A 14,003-nucleotide genomic window follows, 5' to 3' on the forward strand; every position below is an offset into this window, starting at 1 on the left:
TTACCGGCAGCGCGTAACGGCGCGTTGCGACCCATGGATGCGCGTCAGCGGCGGCGGGGGCGCTTGCCGCGGGCGGTGGGGGCGGGCTTGCGCGCGGGGGCGGGCTTGCGCGCAGGCGCCTCGCGGGGTGCGGCCTCGCGCGCGGCGACCTCGGGGTTGCGGGAGGAGTGCGCGGTGCGGCCCCGCACGATCCCGATGAAGTCGTCGACCAGGGGATGCTGTCCCTCGCGTGGCCAGGTCAGGCCGATGCTGCTCTGCGGGGCGTCCTCGACGCGCAGCGCCACGACGTCCTTGCGCCGCAGCGCCTTGGCCACCGACGCGGGGAGCAGGGCGATGCCGTCGCCAGCAGCGACGCTGCGCATGAACGCCTCCGACGGCTCGCCGGTGACCCGCGGCTCGTCGGCCAGCTCCTCCAGGAACAGATGCTCCTCCAGTGTCAGCAGGTGCTCGTGGTGCATGACCACGACCACGTCCTCCGCATAGAGCGGGATGAGGTGGCGCTCGTCGTCCGCCGTCGCGTCCCGGGCGAAGACCATGTCCGCCTCGCCGGCGGCGAGCATCCCCAGCGGGTCGTCGCTCGGCCGCACCACGAGCTCCACGTCGGGGAAGCGCTGCTCGAAGGTGCGGGTCCACTTTCCGACGGTGACGCCGAGCGGGAACGCGAGCGAGAAGCGGGTGGACATCCCATGAGGGTAGCGAACGGTAGCCTGGAGGACATGAAGGCGCAGACCATGAAAGCGGCCACGGCGGCCAAGAAGCTCGGCATCTACCTGCCGGCGGCGCCCGACGACTTCCGCGACCGCGAGATCAGCCGCACCGAGCTGGACGAGCTGAACGCCAACCCGCCGGAGTGGCTGCAGACCCTGCGCGCCGACGGGCCGCACCCGCGCGACGTGGTGGCGCGCAAGCTCGGCGTCTCCAACTCCGGCCTCGCCCGCGGCGGCGTCACGGAGGCGCTGACCACCGCCGAGATCAAGGCGCTGCTCGCCGATCCGCCGCAGTGGCTGGTGGACGAGCGGGCGACCCAGGCTGCGGTGCGTGCCGAGAACGCGCGCGTCAAGCAGCGCGACGCCGAGCGCGCGGCGCGCCGGGCCGACGCCGAGTAGGCGCTACACCCCGCTGGGCTGCTGGCCGCCGTCCGGCGTGCGCGTCGCCGACCGCGCCGCGCGCGCCAGCGTCTGCGGTCCGTTGGTGAGCAGCGCGCGCTTCCACGGCGCGACCCCGTCGATCTCCACCTGCAGCGAGAAGCTGAGGATGGTGCGGATCAGCACGATGATCGCCAGCACGATCGCGTCGGTGAGCGACGGTGTCGAGGTCACGGTCCGGACCAGGTCCGCCGCGACCAAGATCTCGAGCCCGAGCAGGATGACGCCGCCGAAGCTCTCGCGCAGGGTCCGGAACGCCGCGGCGCCGCTGCGCTGACGCGTCCATGCGACCAGGGCCAGAGCGATCGCCACGAGCAGGCCGACGGCCATCACGACCACCCCGGCGAATTCGAACGCGGTGCCGGTCGCCTCGAAGAACGCGTGCGCATCCATGCGTTCATCGTGCCACGTAGAATCTTCCGGTGCCTCCCGAAACCCCGGCCGCTCCCGGCCTCGATCCCGACGAGCTCGCTACGACCCTCCGCGTGCTGGAGCGGCTGCACGAGCTCGACAAGGACCACCCCGACTACGTGACCGTGCGCCGGGCGACCTCGCACATGTTCAAGGCGTCCAAGCAGGCGCGCCGCCGCGAGCTCCGTGAGCAGGAGCTCGCCGCCGACCGCGCCGTGATCGCCGCGACCGCGACCGGCGCGCCCGACCGCATCGACGACGAGACCCGTGGCCGCGAGCTGACCTCCAGCACCACCGGCTCGACCACCGCCGGCACCCTCCTCAACTCCCAGGCCTGCTACATCTGCAAGCAGCACTACACCGAGGTCGACTGGTTCTACCACCAGCTCTGCCCGTCCTGCGCCGCATTCAGCCACGCGAAGCGCAACGCCCGCACCGACCTCACCGGAAAGCGCGCGCTGCTGACCGGCGGCCGCGCGAAGATCGGCATGCACATCGCGCTGCGGCTGCTGCGGGACGGCGCCCACCTGACCGTCACGACGCGGTTCCCGCGGGACGCGGTCCGCCGCTTCTCCCAGCTCCCGGATGCGGGGGACTGGCTGCACCGGCTGCGCGTCGTCGGGATCGACCTGCGCGACCCCGCCCAGGTGATCGCCCTCGCGGACTCGGTCGCCGAGCGCGGCTCCCTCGACATCCTCATCAACAACGCAGCTCAGACGGTCCGCCGCTCGCCGGGCGCGTACTCGCTGCTCGCCGAGGCTGAGACGCAGCCGCTTCCCGACGGCCCGCTGCCCGAGTTGGAGACGTTCGGCCACACCGCCGATCCGCATCCGCTCGCCCTGGAGCGCTCGGTCGCCGCGCATCCGCTGCTGTCCGCGGCCGATGTACGCGGCACCATCGCCGAGCTGGCCGGAGCCGCGGCGCTCACCGCCGACGACCTCGCGACCGCCGCGATGAGCGCCGGGTCGTCGTCGCTGGCGAAGCACGCCGACGGCACGGCCATCGACGCGGGCGGTCTCGTGCCCGACGTCGCCCACGTCAACAGCTGGACGCAAGCGATCGGCAGCATCGACGCCCTCGAACTCCTCGAGGTGCAGCTGTGCAACCAGACCGCGCCGTTCATCCTGATCGACCGGCTGCGCCCGTCGCTCGCGGCGGCGGGACGTTCGTACGTCGTCAACGTGTCCGCCATGGAGGGCGTCTTCGGCCGCCGCTACAAGGGCGCCGGGCACCCGCACACCAACATGTCGAAGGCAGCGCTGAACATGCTCACGCGCACCAGCGCGGGCGAGCTGTTCGAGAGCGACGGCATCCTGATGACCAGCGTCGACACGGGATGGATCACCGACGAGCGCCCGCACCACACCAAGGTGCGGCTCGCCGAGGAGGGCTTCCACGCCCCGCTCGACCTGGTCGACGGCGCTGCGCGGGTCTACGACCCGATCGTGCGCGGCGAGGCCGGCGAGGACCTTCATGGGGTGTTCCTGAAGGACTACCGTGTCTCGGCCTGGTGAGAGCTACCCTGAGCACGTGAGTGAAGGCACGCCGCTGCCGCGGGTCACCCCGCGCAGCGAGATCACGGTCCCCGGGCAGGCGCGTCCCATCCCCTCGACGGCGAAGGGCGGCGCCCTCCGGCACTGGCTGCTCACCGGCCTGGTGGATGAGCGCGGCACCCAGCAGGGACCGCACGGCCGCAACCCCGAGCGCACGCATCCGTGGTGGCAGGTCATGTGCCTCACCGGTGTCGACTACTTCTCCACTCTCGGCTACCAGCCCGCCATCGCGGCGCTCGCCGCCGGCCTGATCTCGCCGTTCGCGACGCTGGTGCTGGTGGCGCTGACGCTGCTCGGCGCCCTCCCGGTCTACCGCCGGGTCGCGCGCGAGAGCTTCAAGGGCTCCGGGTCGATCGCCATGCTGGAGCGGCTGCTGCCGTGGTGGGCGGGCAAGCTGCTCGTCCTCGTGCTGCTGGGCTTCGCGGCGACGGACTTCATGATCACGATCACGCTGTCGGCCGCCGACGCGTCGGCGCACGCCATCGAGAACCCCTTCGCGCCGGACTGGTTCCACGGCAACAACGTGCTCATCACGCTCTTCCTGCTCGCGCTGCTCGGGGCCGTGTTCCTCCGCGGATTCAAGGAAGCCATCGGCATCGCGGTGGTGCTGGTCGCCGTCTACCTCGCGCTCAACGTGGTCGTGGTCGGCGTCTCCATCGTGCAGGTGTTCGCGCATCCCACCGCGGTCACCGACTGGTCGGAGGCGCTGTTCCGGCAGAACGGCAATCCGCTGATCATCGTCGGCGTCGCGCTGCTGGTGTTCCCGAAACTCGCGCTGGGCCTGTCCGGCTTCGAGACCGGGGTCGCGGTGATGCCGCAGATCAAGGGACGCCCGGACGACGACCCGGCGTACCCGAAGGGGCGCATCCGCGGCGCAGGCCGGCTGCTTACCACGGCCGCGATCATCATGAGCGTCTTCCTCATCACGTCGAGCTTCACCACGACGCTGCTCATTCCGCAGCGCGAGTTCCAGCCCGGCGGCCAGGCGAACGGGCGCGCGCTCGCGTACCTCGCGCACGAGTACCTGGGCAACGGCTTCGGCACGGTCTACGACCTGTCCACCATCCTCATCCTCTGGTTCGCGGGCGCCTCGGCCATGGCGGGCCTGCTCAACCTGGTGCCGCGCTACCTGCCGCGGTACGGGATGGCGCCGCAGTGGGCGCGCGCGGTGCGTCCGCTGGTGCTCGTCTTCACCGCCATCGCCTTCCTGATCACGCTGATCTTCGAGGCGAGCGTGGATGCGCAGGGCGGCGCCTACGCGACCGGCGTGCTGGTGCTCATCACGTCCGCATCCCTCGCCGTGACGCTCTCGGCCAAGCGCAAGCGGCAGCCGAAGCGCACCGTGGTCTTCGGCCTGATCACGGCGATCTTCGTCTACACGACCATCGACAACATCATCGAGCGGCCCGACGGCCTGCGCATCGCGGCGCTGTTCATCCTGGGCATCCTCGTGGTGTCGATCGTCTCCCGCATCGGCCGGTCGTTCCAGCTCCGCGCCACCTCGGTGACCTTCGACGTGACGGCGCTCGACTTCATCCTGGAGGACGCGGAGGAGGGCGAGATCCGTATCATCTCGCACGAGCCCGACGTCGACACGACCAAGGAGTACGAGCAGAAGAACAAGGACGAGCGGAAGTTCAGCCACATCCCGCAGCGGTCGCGGACCATCTTCCTCGAGGTGATGAAGTCCGACTCCTCCGACTTCGAGGAGGACCTGGTGGTGCACGGCGTCGTCAAACACGGCTACCGGGTGCTGCAGGTGAAGAGCGGCAACGTGCCCAACACGATCGCGGCCGTGCTGATCGAGATGCGGGATGTGACAGGCGTCGTGCCGACGATCTACTTCGAGTGGACCGAGGGCAACCCGATCTCCAACATGTTCCGCTATCTGATCACCGGCGTCGGCGAGGTCGCCCCTGTCACCCGCGAAGTCCTCCGAGAGGCCGAGAAGGACGTCAAGCGCCGCCCCGCCGTCCACGTCTCCTGACGTCCCCTCCGTCGAGTACACGAAGAGTGCACGCTCGCACGGCGTGTCGCGTGCACTCTTGGTGTACTCGACGGGGCGGGCTATTCGACGGGGAACTCGAGCCAGGCGAGGCCGCGGAGGTCGAGGCACAGGCGGCCGGCGCGTTCGGCGGCGACGGCGATGACGTCGCCGCAGACCGAGCAGCGGACCACCAGCCCGTGCTCGTCGACGTACACGCGGGCTCGCGCGACCACGGCCTCGTCGCCGCAGTTGGCGCAGCGGCCGATCGCGGTGGTGATGTCGGCGGCGAACACCTCGGACAGGAGCCCGGCGGCCGCATTGCCGTCGAGGTAGGAGAGATCGGTCATGGCGTGCCTCCGACTCCGCCGTAGCGCTCGGTGCGGACGCGCGCCGGGTCGTGGCCGGCGTCGACCAGCCACCCGGAGACCGCCTCGACGAACGGCGTCGAACCGCAGATGAAGAAGGTGGGGGAGTCGGAGGCCGGCAGCACGCGCTGCATCAGACCCTCGGCGGTGAGGCGACCGGGCTTCGCATCCGATCCCGGGGGAGCCTGCCGCGTGTAGATGTAGTCGACCTCGAGCGGCGCGGAGTCCATGGCGAGGGTCGCCAGCTCGTCCGTGTAGTAGCGGGAGAACGGCGCGCGGACCGAGTACAGCATCCGGAACGGCGCCGTGCTGTCCGCGGCGGCGTGCGCCCGGGCCATGGACATGAGCGGCACGACGCCCGAGCCGCCCGCGATGAGCTGCACCGGAGTCGTGTCGCCCGGTCGCCAGACGAACCAGCCGCCGACCGGTCCGCGCACCTCCAGCTGGTCGCCGTTCATGAGGCCGCGGACGAGGTAGGGCGACACCTCACCGTCGGCGAGCTCTTCGACCGTCAGCTCCAGCTCGTCGTCGGGTAGCGCGTGGGGCTCCAGCGCGCCGCGGCCGCCCCCGGACGCGATCGAGTACGAGCGGACCGCCTGGTAGCCGTCCGGGGCCGTCAGCCGGATGTCGACGTGCTGGCCGGCGAGGTGGCCGTGCAGGCCGGGGATGCGCAACCGGATGGTGCGGGCCGTCGGGGTCTCCATGCGCGTATCGACCACATCGGCCACCCGCCATACGCTGCTCACCAGTAGCGCTGTTCCTTCCACGGGTCCCCGTACATGTTGTAGCCGTTCTGCTCCCAGAAGCCCGGCTGGTCCTGCGGGAGCATCTGCAGCCCGTTGACCCACTTGGCGCTCTTCCAGAAGTACAGGTGCGGCACGAGCAGGCGGGCCGGGCCGCCGTGCTCCGGCTCGAGGTCTTTGCCGTCGAAGCTGTGCGCGACCCAGGCCTTGCCGTTCAGCAGGTCGGCGAGCGGCACGTTGGTGGTGTAGCCGCCGTAGCTGTGCGCCATCGTGTACTCGAAGCTGGTGTCGACATCCTTGAACAGGGTGTCGAGTGCGACGCCGCGCCACGACGTCCCGAGCTTCGACCAGCTGGTGACGCAGTGGATGTCGGTGCTCACGTCCTCCTGGGGGAGGGCCAGGAACTCATCCCAGCTCCACCGGTGGACGTCGCCCTTCTCGGTGGTGATGGTGAACGCCCAGTCGTCTTTGGCGATGCGGGGCGTGGGCCCGGCGCTGAGCACCGGGAAGCCCTCGGTCAGGTACTGACCGGGAGGGAGGCGGGGGTCGTCGGTCCTCCGACGGCCGAGGAAGCCGGACGAGATGATACCCATGTGCCGAAGCTTATCGACCTGTGCTCCGGCCGGTCTATGGTGAAGGCATGACCGCCGTGAATCTGGGACTCCCGTTTCGGGCGACCCTGCCGCCGGCGTCGCCGCCCGACACCTCCGATCGTCCCGATGACGCGGGGCTGATCGACCGGTTCGGCCGGGTGGCGCGCGACCTGCGCGTGTCGGTCACCGAGAAGTGCTCGCTGCGCTGCACCTACTGCATGCCCGCGGAAGGGCTGCCCGCGATCCCGCGCGACGACCTGCTGTCGGCGGCCGAGATCGCCCGCCTGGTCGGGATCGGCGTGCGCGACCTGGGCGTGCGCGAGGTGCGGTTCACCGGCGGCGAGCCGCTGATGAGGGCCGATCTCGCTGAGATCATCGGCCTGTCCGCGGCCGCCGCGCCCGGCATCGACCTCTCGATCACGACGAACGGCATCGGCCTGGACCACCGCATCCACGCCCTGGTGGACGCAGGGCTCACCCGCGTGAACGTGTCGCTGGACACGGTGGACCGCGAGCACTTCGCCCGGCTCACCCGCCGCGACCGGCTGCCCGCGGTGCTCACCGGCATCCGCGCCGCGCACGAGGCCGGCATGACGCCGCTCAAGCTGAACGCGGTGATGATGCGCGACACGCTGGCGGACGCCCCCGACCTGCTGCAGTGGGCGCTGGAGAACGGCTGCCGTCTGCGGTTCATCGAGCAGATGCCGCTCGACGCCGATCGCTCCTGGCTGCGCGAGAACATGGTCCCGGCGGCCGAACTGCTCGCCGTGCTGGGCGAACGGTTCGAGCTCACCGAGGCGGGCCGCGACGACCCGCACGCGCCGGCCGAGGAGTGGACCGTCGGGGGCTGGACGCTGGATGGCGCGCCCGCGACGGTCGGCATCATCGCGTCCGTGACGCGGTCCTTCTGCGCCGCCTGCGACCGGACGCGGATCACGGCGGAGGGCACCGTGCGCTCGTGCCTGTTCGGCGACGACGAGACCGACCTGCGCGGCCTGCTGCGCGGCGGCGCGGACGACGCCGAGATCGCGCAGTGGTGGCGCGCGGCGATGTGGGGCAAGCAGTCCGGTCACGGGATGGACGCGGCCGGGTTCGCGCCGCCGGTGCGGAGCATGGGGGCGATCGGTGGCTGAGGTGCTGGTGCGCTACTTCGCTGCGGCCGAGGATGCCGCGGGCCGCCCCGAGGAGCGCGTAGAGGTGACGGACGCCACGGTCGGCGGCCTCCAGGCTGAGCTCGTCGCCCGCTACGGCGAGCCGATGGAGCGCGTGGTCCTTTCCGGCTCCTTCCTCGTCGGAGGCGTCGTCTCGCGCGACCCGTCCCGCGAGCTCACCGCCACCGTCGACGTCCTCCCTCCGTTCGCCGGCGGCTGATCCCCCTCCATCGAGTCCGCAAAGATTGCACGCTCGCGCGGCGTGTCGCGTGCACTCTTCGTGTACTCGATGGTGGATCAGGCGGGGTAGAGGGTGACGGCGTCGAGGGGGATGTGGAGGGCGACTCGGGCGCCGATGTGGAGGCGGAGGTCGGCCACGACCGCGGGAGGGACCAGGGCGTCGAGGTGGTCGGTGCGGACGCGGACGAGGTCGGCCTGCGGTTCGAGGGCGGTGACGGTCGCGGTGACGGCGGCGTCGGCGGACCCGGTTGCGGGGCCGTCCGCCGCGCTGAGCCGCACCGCGGACGGACGCACAGCGGCCAGTGTGGGAGACCCCACCGCGGGTGCGGCGACCGCGTCGGCGCGCACTCGCATCCCGTCGGCGGTCTGCAGGCCCTCGGCGGTACGCACGCCGCGCAGCAGGGTGAGGCCCGACAGCTCTGCGGTGAAGGGATGCCTCGGCCGCTCGAGCACCTGGCGCGTCGGTCCCTCCTCGACGACCCGGCCGTCGTGCATGACGGCGACGCGGTCGGCCAGGAGGTAGGCGTCCAGCGCGTCGTGCGTCACGAGCACCGTCGTGCGTCCGGCGAGGACGTCCGCGAGCGTCCCGCGCACCTCCGCCGCCACCGACACATCCAGCGCCGAGAGCGGTTCGTCGAGGAGCAGCAGGCTCGGCTCGGCCGCGAGGGCCCGCGCGATCGCCACGCGCTGCGCCTGTCCGCCGGAGAGCTCCGAGGGGCGCCGGTCGGCGAACGCCTGGGTGCCCGTACGGCTCAGCCAGTCGTCGGCCCGGGATGCGGCCTCGGCGCGCGAGGCGCCGGCCGACCGCGGGCCGAACGCGACGTTGGCCCGGACGCTGAGGTGGGGGAACAGCAGAGCGTCCTGGGCGAGCAGCGCGACGCCGCGGCGGTGCGGCGGCAGCCACGCGCCGGGGAGGTCGAACAGTACCTCGTCGCCGAGCGTCGCGCGTCCGCTGTCCGGGCGGACGAGGCCGGCGAGCATCCCGAGCACGGTCGACTTGCCGGCGCCGTTGGGCCCGAGGAGGGCGATCGTCTCGCCGCGCGCGACGGTGAGGTCGACGGAGACGTCGCGCTCCGCCTCCACCGCTGCGATGCGCAGGCTCATGCGGCCGTCCGTGCGGTGGACGCCGCCGCCCGCCGCCGTGCCCGCGACGGCTGCACGCGCTCACCCGCGCCGTGCGCGACGGCGACGACCGCGACCGCGACGGCGACGAGCACGAGTGACAGCGCCACCGCCGCATCCGGGTCGGTCTCGCGCTGCAGGTAGATCTCCAGCGGAAGGGTGCGGGTGACGCCCTGCAGGCTGCCCGCGAAGGTCAAGGTCGCCCCGAACTCGCCGAGTGCCCGCGCGAACGACAGGATGGCGCCCGAAACCACCGCGGGCAGCACCAGCGGCAGCGTGACCCGGAACAGCACGGACGACGGGCGCGCTCCGAGCGTCGCCGCGACGGCCTCGTACCGCTCGCCCGCCGACCGCAGCGCGCCCTCCAGGCTCAGCACCAGGAACGGCAGCGCGACGAACGTCTGCGCGATCACCACCGCCGGGGTGGAGAACGCGACGTCGAGCGCGCCACCGAGGAGCCCGCGTCGCCCGTAGAGCGCGAGCAGCGCGAGCCCGCCGACCACCGGCGGCAGCACGAGCGGCAGCAGCACGATCGCCCGCACGACCCGCTGCCCCGCGAAGGGGACGCGCGCCAGCACGATGGCCATCGGGATGCCGAGCACCAGGCAGCCGGCCGTCGCCACAAGGGAGGTGCGCAGGCTGAGCAGCAGCGCATCCACCGACGACGGGGAGGTGATCAGGGGGAAGAAGTGCGCCCAGTCGACCCGGAGCGCCATCGCGAGGAGCGGGAGCAGCACGAACAGGGCGCCCACCACCGCGACCGCGACGATCCAGCGCGGGACGCCCAGCCGCGTGCCCGTGATCACGGCTCGCCGAAGCCGGCGGCGGCCAGTGCCTTCCGTCCGTCCGGCCCGGTGACGAAGGCCACGAACGCCGCCGCGCCCTCCGCGTTCGGCGCCTTCGCGACCGTCGCGATCGGATAGACGTTGACCGTCTTCGCCGCCTCCGGGAACGGGACCGACTCGACCGCCGACCCGGCGCCCTTCACATCCGTCCGGTAGACGATCCCGGCGTCCGCCTCACCGCTGCTGACCTTGCCGAGAACGTCCGTCACGGACGACTCCTGGCTGACCGGCGTGAGCGTCACGCCCGCCGCCTTCTCGACCTTCGCGGTCGCGGCGCCGCACGGCACCTGGGGCGCGCAGACGACCGTCTTCACGCCGGGCGAGGCGAGGTCGGCGAAGCTCTTCACGTGCGCCGGGTTGCCGGGAGGCACGGCGATGGCGAGCACGTTCGTCGCGAAGTCGACCGGGTCGCCGTCGATGACCTTCGCGTCCACGGCCTTGGTCATGTTCGCCTCGTCGGCCGATGCGAACACGTCGGCGGGGGCCCCCGCCGTCAGCTGCGACACGAGGTCGGAGGAGCCGGCGAACGAGAAGGTGACCTTCGCTCCGGGATGGGCGGCCTCGAACTCCTTCCCCAGCTCGGTGAAGGTCTTGGTCAGGGACGCGGCGGCGAACACCGTCACGGTGCCCGTCACATCGTCGGTGGCGGAAGCGGTGGGGCTGCTGCTCGGCGCGGATGCCGCGGAGCTGCAGCCGGTGAGCGCCGCACCCGCGAGAAGCAGGGCGGCGGCGACCCGCAGCCGCCGGCTCATCGCGCCACCGCCGGCGCCTCGACCATGACGTTGGTCGCCTTGATCACCGCGACCGCGACCGACCCGAGCTCAAGGCCCAGCTCGCGCACGGCCTCGCTGCTGATCAGCGACACCACGTGATGCGGACCGCACTGCAGCTCGACCTGCGCCATCACCCTGTCGGCGACGATGTCGGTCACCAGCCCGACGAACCGGTTGCGGGCAGACCCGGCGACACCCGACGGGTCGGCCGGCAGCACGGCGTTCTGCTTGGCCAGCTGCGCCAGCTCCAGCCCGTCGACCACCGTGCGGCCCGACCCGTCGTGCTGGCTGCTCAGCACTCCCGAGTCGATCCAGCGCCGAACCGTGTCGTCGCTCACCCCGAGGTAGAGCGCGGCATCCTTTACCCGTATCTGCGGCATGAAGCCCATCCTAGAGCCGCGGATGCGGCTGGTCGAGGGCTCGCCGACCGGCTCAGAGCCCGACCCACTCCGATGCGCCGTCGGTGAAGTGCTGCCGCTTCCAGATCGGGACGCGCGCCTTGATGATCTCCACCAGCTCCGAGCACGCGGCGAACGCCTCGGCGCGGTGCGGCGCCGCGACGGCGGCGATGAGGGCGAGGTCGCCGATCGTGAGCGACCCGACCCGGTGCTGGGCGGCCACGCGCAGCCCGGTCGTCCGGGCGACCTCCTCGCAGCACTGCCGGAGGAAGTCCTCGGCCTCGGGATGCGCGCGGTAGTCCAGCGAGACCACGCTGCGGCCGCCGTCGTGGTCGCGCACGATCCCCTGGAAGGAGACGACGGCACCCGCCTCGGCCCGCCAGACGAACTCGTCGACGGTCGACGGCTCCAGCGGGTCCGGGGTGACCGTGGCCAGGATGTCGCTCATCGGTGATCGCCTCCGCGCAGCTGGTCGAGCAGATGGGGGAGCAGGCCGTCCAGCACCTCCAGGCCGTCCGCCACGCCGCCGCGCGAGCCCGGCAGGTTGACGACGAGGGTGGTGCCCGCCACGCCGACGAGTCCGCGGCTGAGCGCCGCGAGCGGTGTGGCGGCGGCGCCGCGCGCCCGTAGCGCCTCGGCCACTCCGGGGAGCTCCCGGTCGAGGACGGCCGCGGTCGCTTCCGGCGTGCGGTCAGTGGGGGAGACCCCGGTGCCACCGGTCGTGATGAGCACGAGGGGACGTTCGGCGACGGCCTCGCGGAGGGCCGCATCCACCTCGGCGTCCGGCACCACGCGGACCTCGGCGGGGAGCCGTCGCTCGGCCAGCCAATCGGCGATGACCGGACCGGTGGTGTCCTCGTAGACGCCGGAGGCGGCGCGCGTGGAGGCGACCAGCACGATCGCGCCCGCGGCCGGCGCGGGAGCGGCCTCGCCAGCAGGCTCCGGCTCCCCGTCCCGCCGCCACTCGCCGCGCTTGCCGCCGCTCTTGGCCACCAGCCGCACGTCCGTCAGGCTGGCCGCCGGGTCCACCGCCTTGACCATGTCGTGGAGGGTGAGCCCGGCGACCGCGACGGCGGTCAGCGCCTCCATCTCGACCCCGGTGCGGCCGTGGGTGCGCGCGACGACCTCGATCTCGATCGCGCCGGCCTCGGCGTCCAGCTCGAAGTCCACCCGCACGCTGTTGAGCGGCAGCGGGTGGCAGAGCGGGATGAGCTCGCTCGTGCGCTTCGCACCGCCGATGCCGGCGATGCGCGCGGTCGCCAGCACATCCGCCTTCGGCAGATCGTCGGCCGCGACGAGCCGCACGACCTCCGGGGTCGTCACGAAGCGTCCGCGGGCGACGGCCTCGCGGTCGGTCTCGGGCTTGCCTCCGACGTCGACCATGCGCGCGCGGCCGTCGGAGTCGAGGTGGGTGAGCTGGGTCATAGCGTCCAGACTGTCACGGCGGCGCCCTCGTCCAAGACCTCCGTGTCGGTGGGGATGTCGATGAGCACGTCCGCCTGCGCCATCCCGGCGACGAGGTGCGACGACGGTCCGGAGGCGGGGGCCACGCCGCCGTCCCCGTCGAGTCGGCCGCGCAGGAACTGGCGGCGCCCCGGCACGGAGACGACGCGGTGCGTCAGCGTCGCCTCCATCGGCTGCACTGCGGGCAGACCGGCGGCCGCGCGCAGCGGGCCGCGGAGGAACACGGTGAACGACACCTGCGTGCTCACCGGGTTGCCGGGGAAGGCGAACACGGGCACCCCGCCGATCACGGCGGTCGCCTGCGGGCCGCCCGGCTGCATGGCCACCGTGGTGACGTCGGCGCCGTGGGGGTGCAGCACCTCCCGCACCACCTCGTAGGCGCCGCGCGAGATGCCGCCGGAGGTGATCACGAGGTCGCTGCTGTGCAATGCGTCGTCCAGGATGCGCTCGAACGCCGCCGGGTCGTCGCTGCTGCTCGCGCGCATCGACACCGTGGCGCCGGCCTCCTCGACCAGCGCGGCCAACGCGATGCCGTTCGCGTCGTAGACCTGCCCGAACGCCGGGGTGGATCCGGTCACGAGCTCCGTGCCGCTGGTCAGGATGCCGACCCGCAGCCGGGCCCGCACGGTCACCGTCTCGACCCCCGCCGCCGCCAGCGCCGCGAGGTGGCGCGGGGCGAGGCGCGTGCCGGCCTCGACCAGCACCTCGCCGCGGCGCAGGTCGCTGCCGCGCTCGCGCACGTACTCGCCGCGCTTCCGCGGACGCCGGATCTCGACCACCGCACCCGAGAGGTCGTCGTCGCGGCCGAGGACCAGCTCGGTGTCCTCGACCGGCACGATCGCGTCCGCTCCGGTCGGCACCGGGGCGCCGGTCATGATCCGCAGCGCCGTGCCGGGGATCAGCGAGACGGGGCTGGCGTGCCCGGCCGGGATGTCCCCGCTCACCTCGAGCGCGACGGGCGCGCTGCGCACGTCGGCGGCGCGCACGGCGTAGCCGTCCATCTGCGAGTTGCGGAACAGCGGCAGGTCGACCTCCGACCGCACCTCCGCCGCGGTCACGCGGCCGAGCGCGTGGTCGAGCGGCACGGACTCCGTGGCGGGCTGCTCGGTGAGCGGTTCGAGCATCCGCGCGACGATGGCGGCGTGCTCCTCGACGGTCCGGCGCTCGTCGGCGGGGTCGCGTGTCATGCGTTCAGTATCCCGCGCCTCGCACG

Annotated in this window: 17 protein-coding genes; 5 read left to right on the top strand and 12 right to left on the bottom strand. The window is 72.5% G+C overall.

Translation table 11 applies throughout. The annotated features are described in order from the left end of the window. Positions 1-44: 44 nt before the first annotated feature. On the bottom strand, positions 45-683 hold the full coding sequence (locus AB0P25_RS14030) for a LysR family transcriptional regulator substrate-binding protein (RefSeq protein WP_363808152.1): 639 nt from the start codon (positions 681-683) through the stop codon (positions 45-47). Between the two features lie 33 nt (positions 684-716). Between AB0P25_RS14030 and AB0P25_RS14035 the strand changes: the two genes are divergently transcribed. Beyond that, the gene (locus AB0P25_RS14035; RefSeq protein ID WP_363808153.1) at positions 717-1,106 is read left to right on the top strand and encodes a DUF5997 family protein; all 390 of its coding nucleotides are present in this window, start codon (positions 717-719) and stop codon (positions 1,104-1,106) included. 3 nt (positions 1,107-1,109) lie between these two features. Here AB0P25_RS14035 and AB0P25_RS14040 read toward each other — a convergent pair whose 3' ends face one another. Then, on the bottom strand, positions 1,110-1,538 hold the full coding sequence (locus tag AB0P25_RS14040) for a DUF1622 domain-containing protein (RefSeq protein WP_363808155.1): 429 nt from the start codon (positions 1,536-1,538) through the stop codon (positions 1,110-1,112). Between the two features lie 29 nt (positions 1,539-1,567). On the opposite strand from AB0P25_RS14040, the gene AB0P25_RS14045 reads away from it, so the two are divergent. Further along, positions 1,568-3,070 (top strand): SDR family NAD(P)-dependent oxidoreductase, encoded by a 1,503-nt coding sequence (locus tag AB0P25_RS14045; RefSeq protein WP_363808156.1) that lies wholly within the window; start codon positions 1,568-1,570, stop codon positions 3,068-3,070. A gap of 61 nt (positions 3,071-3,131) precedes the next feature. Further along, positions 3,132-5,096: an amino acid transporter gene (locus AB0P25_RS14050; protein ID WP_363809303.1), complete on the top strand. Its 1,965-nt coding sequence runs from the start codon at positions 3,132-3,134 to the stop codon at positions 5,094-5,096. 80 nt (positions 5,097-5,176) lie between these two features. On the opposite strand, the gene AB0P25_RS14055 is transcribed toward AB0P25_RS14050, so the two are convergent. From AB0P25_RS14055 to AB0P25_RS14065, 3 genes are read right to left on the bottom strand one after another with little or no spacing between them, the layout of a single operon-like run. After that, positions 5,177-5,443, bottom strand: coding sequence for a DUF6510 family protein (locus AB0P25_RS14055; protein ID WP_363808157.1), 267 nt, complete (start codon positions 5,441-5,443; stop codon positions 5,177-5,179). Next, on the bottom strand, positions 5,440-6,207 hold the full coding sequence (locus tag AB0P25_RS14060; protein ID WP_363808158.1) for a ferredoxin reductase: 768 nt from the start codon (positions 6,205-6,207) through the stop codon (positions 5,440-5,442). The genes AB0P25_RS14055 and AB0P25_RS14060 overlap by 4 nt, the downstream gene beginning before the upstream one ends. Next, on the bottom strand, positions 6,204-6,797 hold the full coding sequence (locus AB0P25_RS14065) for a sulfite oxidase-like oxidoreductase (protein ID WP_301220119.1): 594 nt from the start codon (positions 6,795-6,797) through the stop codon (positions 6,204-6,206). The genes AB0P25_RS14060 and AB0P25_RS14065 overlap by 4 nt, the downstream gene beginning before the upstream one ends. A gap of 47 nt (positions 6,798-6,844) precedes the next feature. Between AB0P25_RS14065 and moaA the strand changes: the two genes are divergently transcribed. Further along, entirely contained in the window at positions 6,845-7,930 is a 1,086-nt protein-coding gene (gene moaA, locus AB0P25_RS14070; protein ID WP_363808159.1) for a GTP 3',8-cyclase MoaA, read from the top strand. Beyond that, on the top strand, positions 7,923-8,168 hold the full coding sequence (locus AB0P25_RS14075) for a MoaD/ThiS family protein (protein WP_363808160.1): 246 nt from the start codon (positions 7,923-7,925) through the stop codon (positions 8,166-8,168). The genes moaA and AB0P25_RS14075 overlap by 8 nt, the downstream gene beginning before the upstream one ends. A gap of 77 nt (positions 8,169-8,245) precedes the next feature. Here AB0P25_RS14075 and AB0P25_RS14080 read toward each other — a convergent pair whose 3' ends face one another. From AB0P25_RS14080 to glp, 7 genes are read right to left on the bottom strand one after another with little or no spacing between them, the layout of a single operon-like run. Next, complete coding sequence (locus AB0P25_RS14080) at positions 8,246-9,292, bottom strand: ABC transporter ATP-binding protein (RefSeq protein ID WP_363808161.1); 1,047 nt, start codon at positions 9,290-9,292, stop codon at positions 8,246-8,248. After that, the gene (locus AB0P25_RS14085) at positions 9,289-10,113 is read right to left on the bottom strand and encodes an ABC transporter permease (RefSeq protein ID WP_363809305.1); all 825 of its coding nucleotides are present in this window, start codon (positions 10,111-10,113) and stop codon (positions 9,289-9,291) included. Before AB0P25_RS14085 ends, AB0P25_RS14080 begins: the two co-directional genes overlap by 4 nt. Further along, entirely contained in the window at positions 10,113-10,907 is a 795-nt protein-coding gene (modA, locus tag AB0P25_RS14090; protein WP_363808162.1) for a molybdate ABC transporter substrate-binding protein, read from the bottom strand. The genes AB0P25_RS14085 and modA overlap by 1 nt, the downstream gene beginning before the upstream one ends. After that, positions 10,904-11,308, bottom strand: coding sequence for a TOBE domain-containing protein (locus tag AB0P25_RS14095; protein ID WP_363808163.1), 405 nt, complete (start codon positions 11,306-11,308; stop codon positions 10,904-10,906). Before AB0P25_RS14095 ends, modA begins: the two co-directional genes overlap by 4 nt. A 52-nt stretch (positions 11,309-11,360) precedes the next feature. Continuing rightward, on the bottom strand, positions 11,361-11,774 hold the full coding sequence (locus AB0P25_RS14100) for a molybdenum cofactor biosynthesis protein MoaE (RefSeq protein ID WP_064111535.1): 414 nt from the start codon (positions 11,772-11,774) through the stop codon (positions 11,361-11,363). Then, on the bottom strand, positions 11,771-12,751 hold the full coding sequence (gene moaCB / locus AB0P25_RS14105) for a bifunctional molybdenum cofactor biosynthesis protein MoaC/MoaB (RefSeq protein ID WP_363808164.1): 981 nt from the start codon (positions 12,749-12,751) through the stop codon (positions 11,771-11,773). Before moaCB ends, AB0P25_RS14100 begins: the two co-directional genes overlap by 4 nt. Continuing rightward, positions 12,748-13,977, bottom strand: coding sequence for a gephyrin-like molybdotransferase Glp (gene glp, locus AB0P25_RS14110; protein WP_363808165.1), 1,230 nt, complete (start codon positions 13,975-13,977; stop codon positions 12,748-12,750). The genes moaCB and glp overlap by 4 nt, the downstream gene beginning before the upstream one ends. Positions 13,978-14,003 lie beyond the last annotated feature (26 nt).

This window comes from Leifsonia sp. NPDC077715, assembly GCF_040686855.1.
Classification (GTDB): domain Bacteria; phylum Actinomycetota; class Actinomycetes; order Actinomycetales; family Microbacteriaceae; genus Leifsonia.

Excerpts from the sequence above, each read along its gene's own strand:
- modA (WP_363808162.1), bottom strand. The coding sequence starts at position 10,907 with ATGAGCCGGCGGCTGCGGGTCGCCGCCGCCCTGCTTCTCGCGGGTGCG.
- AB0P25_RS14030 (WP_363808152.1), bottom strand. The coding sequence starts at position 683 with ATGTCCACCCGCTTCTCGCTCGCGTTCCCGCTCGGCGTCACCGTCGGA.
- glp (WP_363808165.1), bottom strand. The coding sequence starts at position 13,977 with ATGACACGCGACCCCGCCGACGAGCGCCGGACCGTCGAGGAGCACGCC.
- AB0P25_RS14095 (WP_363808163.1), bottom strand. The coding sequence starts at position 11,308 with ATGCCGCAGATACGGGTAAAGGATGCCGCGCTCTACCTCGGGGTGAGC.
- moaCB (WP_363808164.1), bottom strand. The coding sequence starts at position 12,751 with ATGACCCAGCTCACCCACCTCGACTCCGACGGCCGCGCGCGCATGGTC.
- AB0P25_RS14065 (WP_301220119.1), bottom strand. The coding sequence starts at position 6,797 with ATGGGTATCATCTCGTCCGGCTTCCTCGGCCGTCGGAGGACCGACGAC.
- AB0P25_RS14040 (WP_363808155.1), bottom strand. The coding sequence starts at position 1,538 with ATGGATGCGCACGCGTTCTTCGAGGCGACCGGCACCGCGTTCGAATTC.
- AB0P25_RS14055 (WP_363808157.1), bottom strand. The coding sequence starts at position 5,443 with ATGACCGATCTCTCCTACCTCGACGGCAATGCGGCCGCCGGGCTCCTG.
- AB0P25_RS14100 (WP_064111535.1), bottom strand. The coding sequence starts at position 11,774 with ATGAGCGACATCCTGGCCACGGTCACCCCGGACCCGCTGGAGCCGTCG.
- AB0P25_RS14080 (WP_363808161.1), bottom strand. The coding sequence starts at position 9,292 with ATGAGCCTGCGCATCGCAGCGGTGGAGGCGGAGCGCGACGTCTCCGTC.
- AB0P25_RS14035 (WP_363808153.1), top strand. The coding sequence starts at position 717 with ATGAAGGCGCAGACCATGAAAGCGGCCACGGCGGCCAAGAAGCTCGGC.
- moaA (WP_363808159.1), top strand. The coding sequence starts at position 6,845 with ATGACCGCCGTGAATCTGGGACTCCCGTTTCGGGCGACCCTGCCGCCG.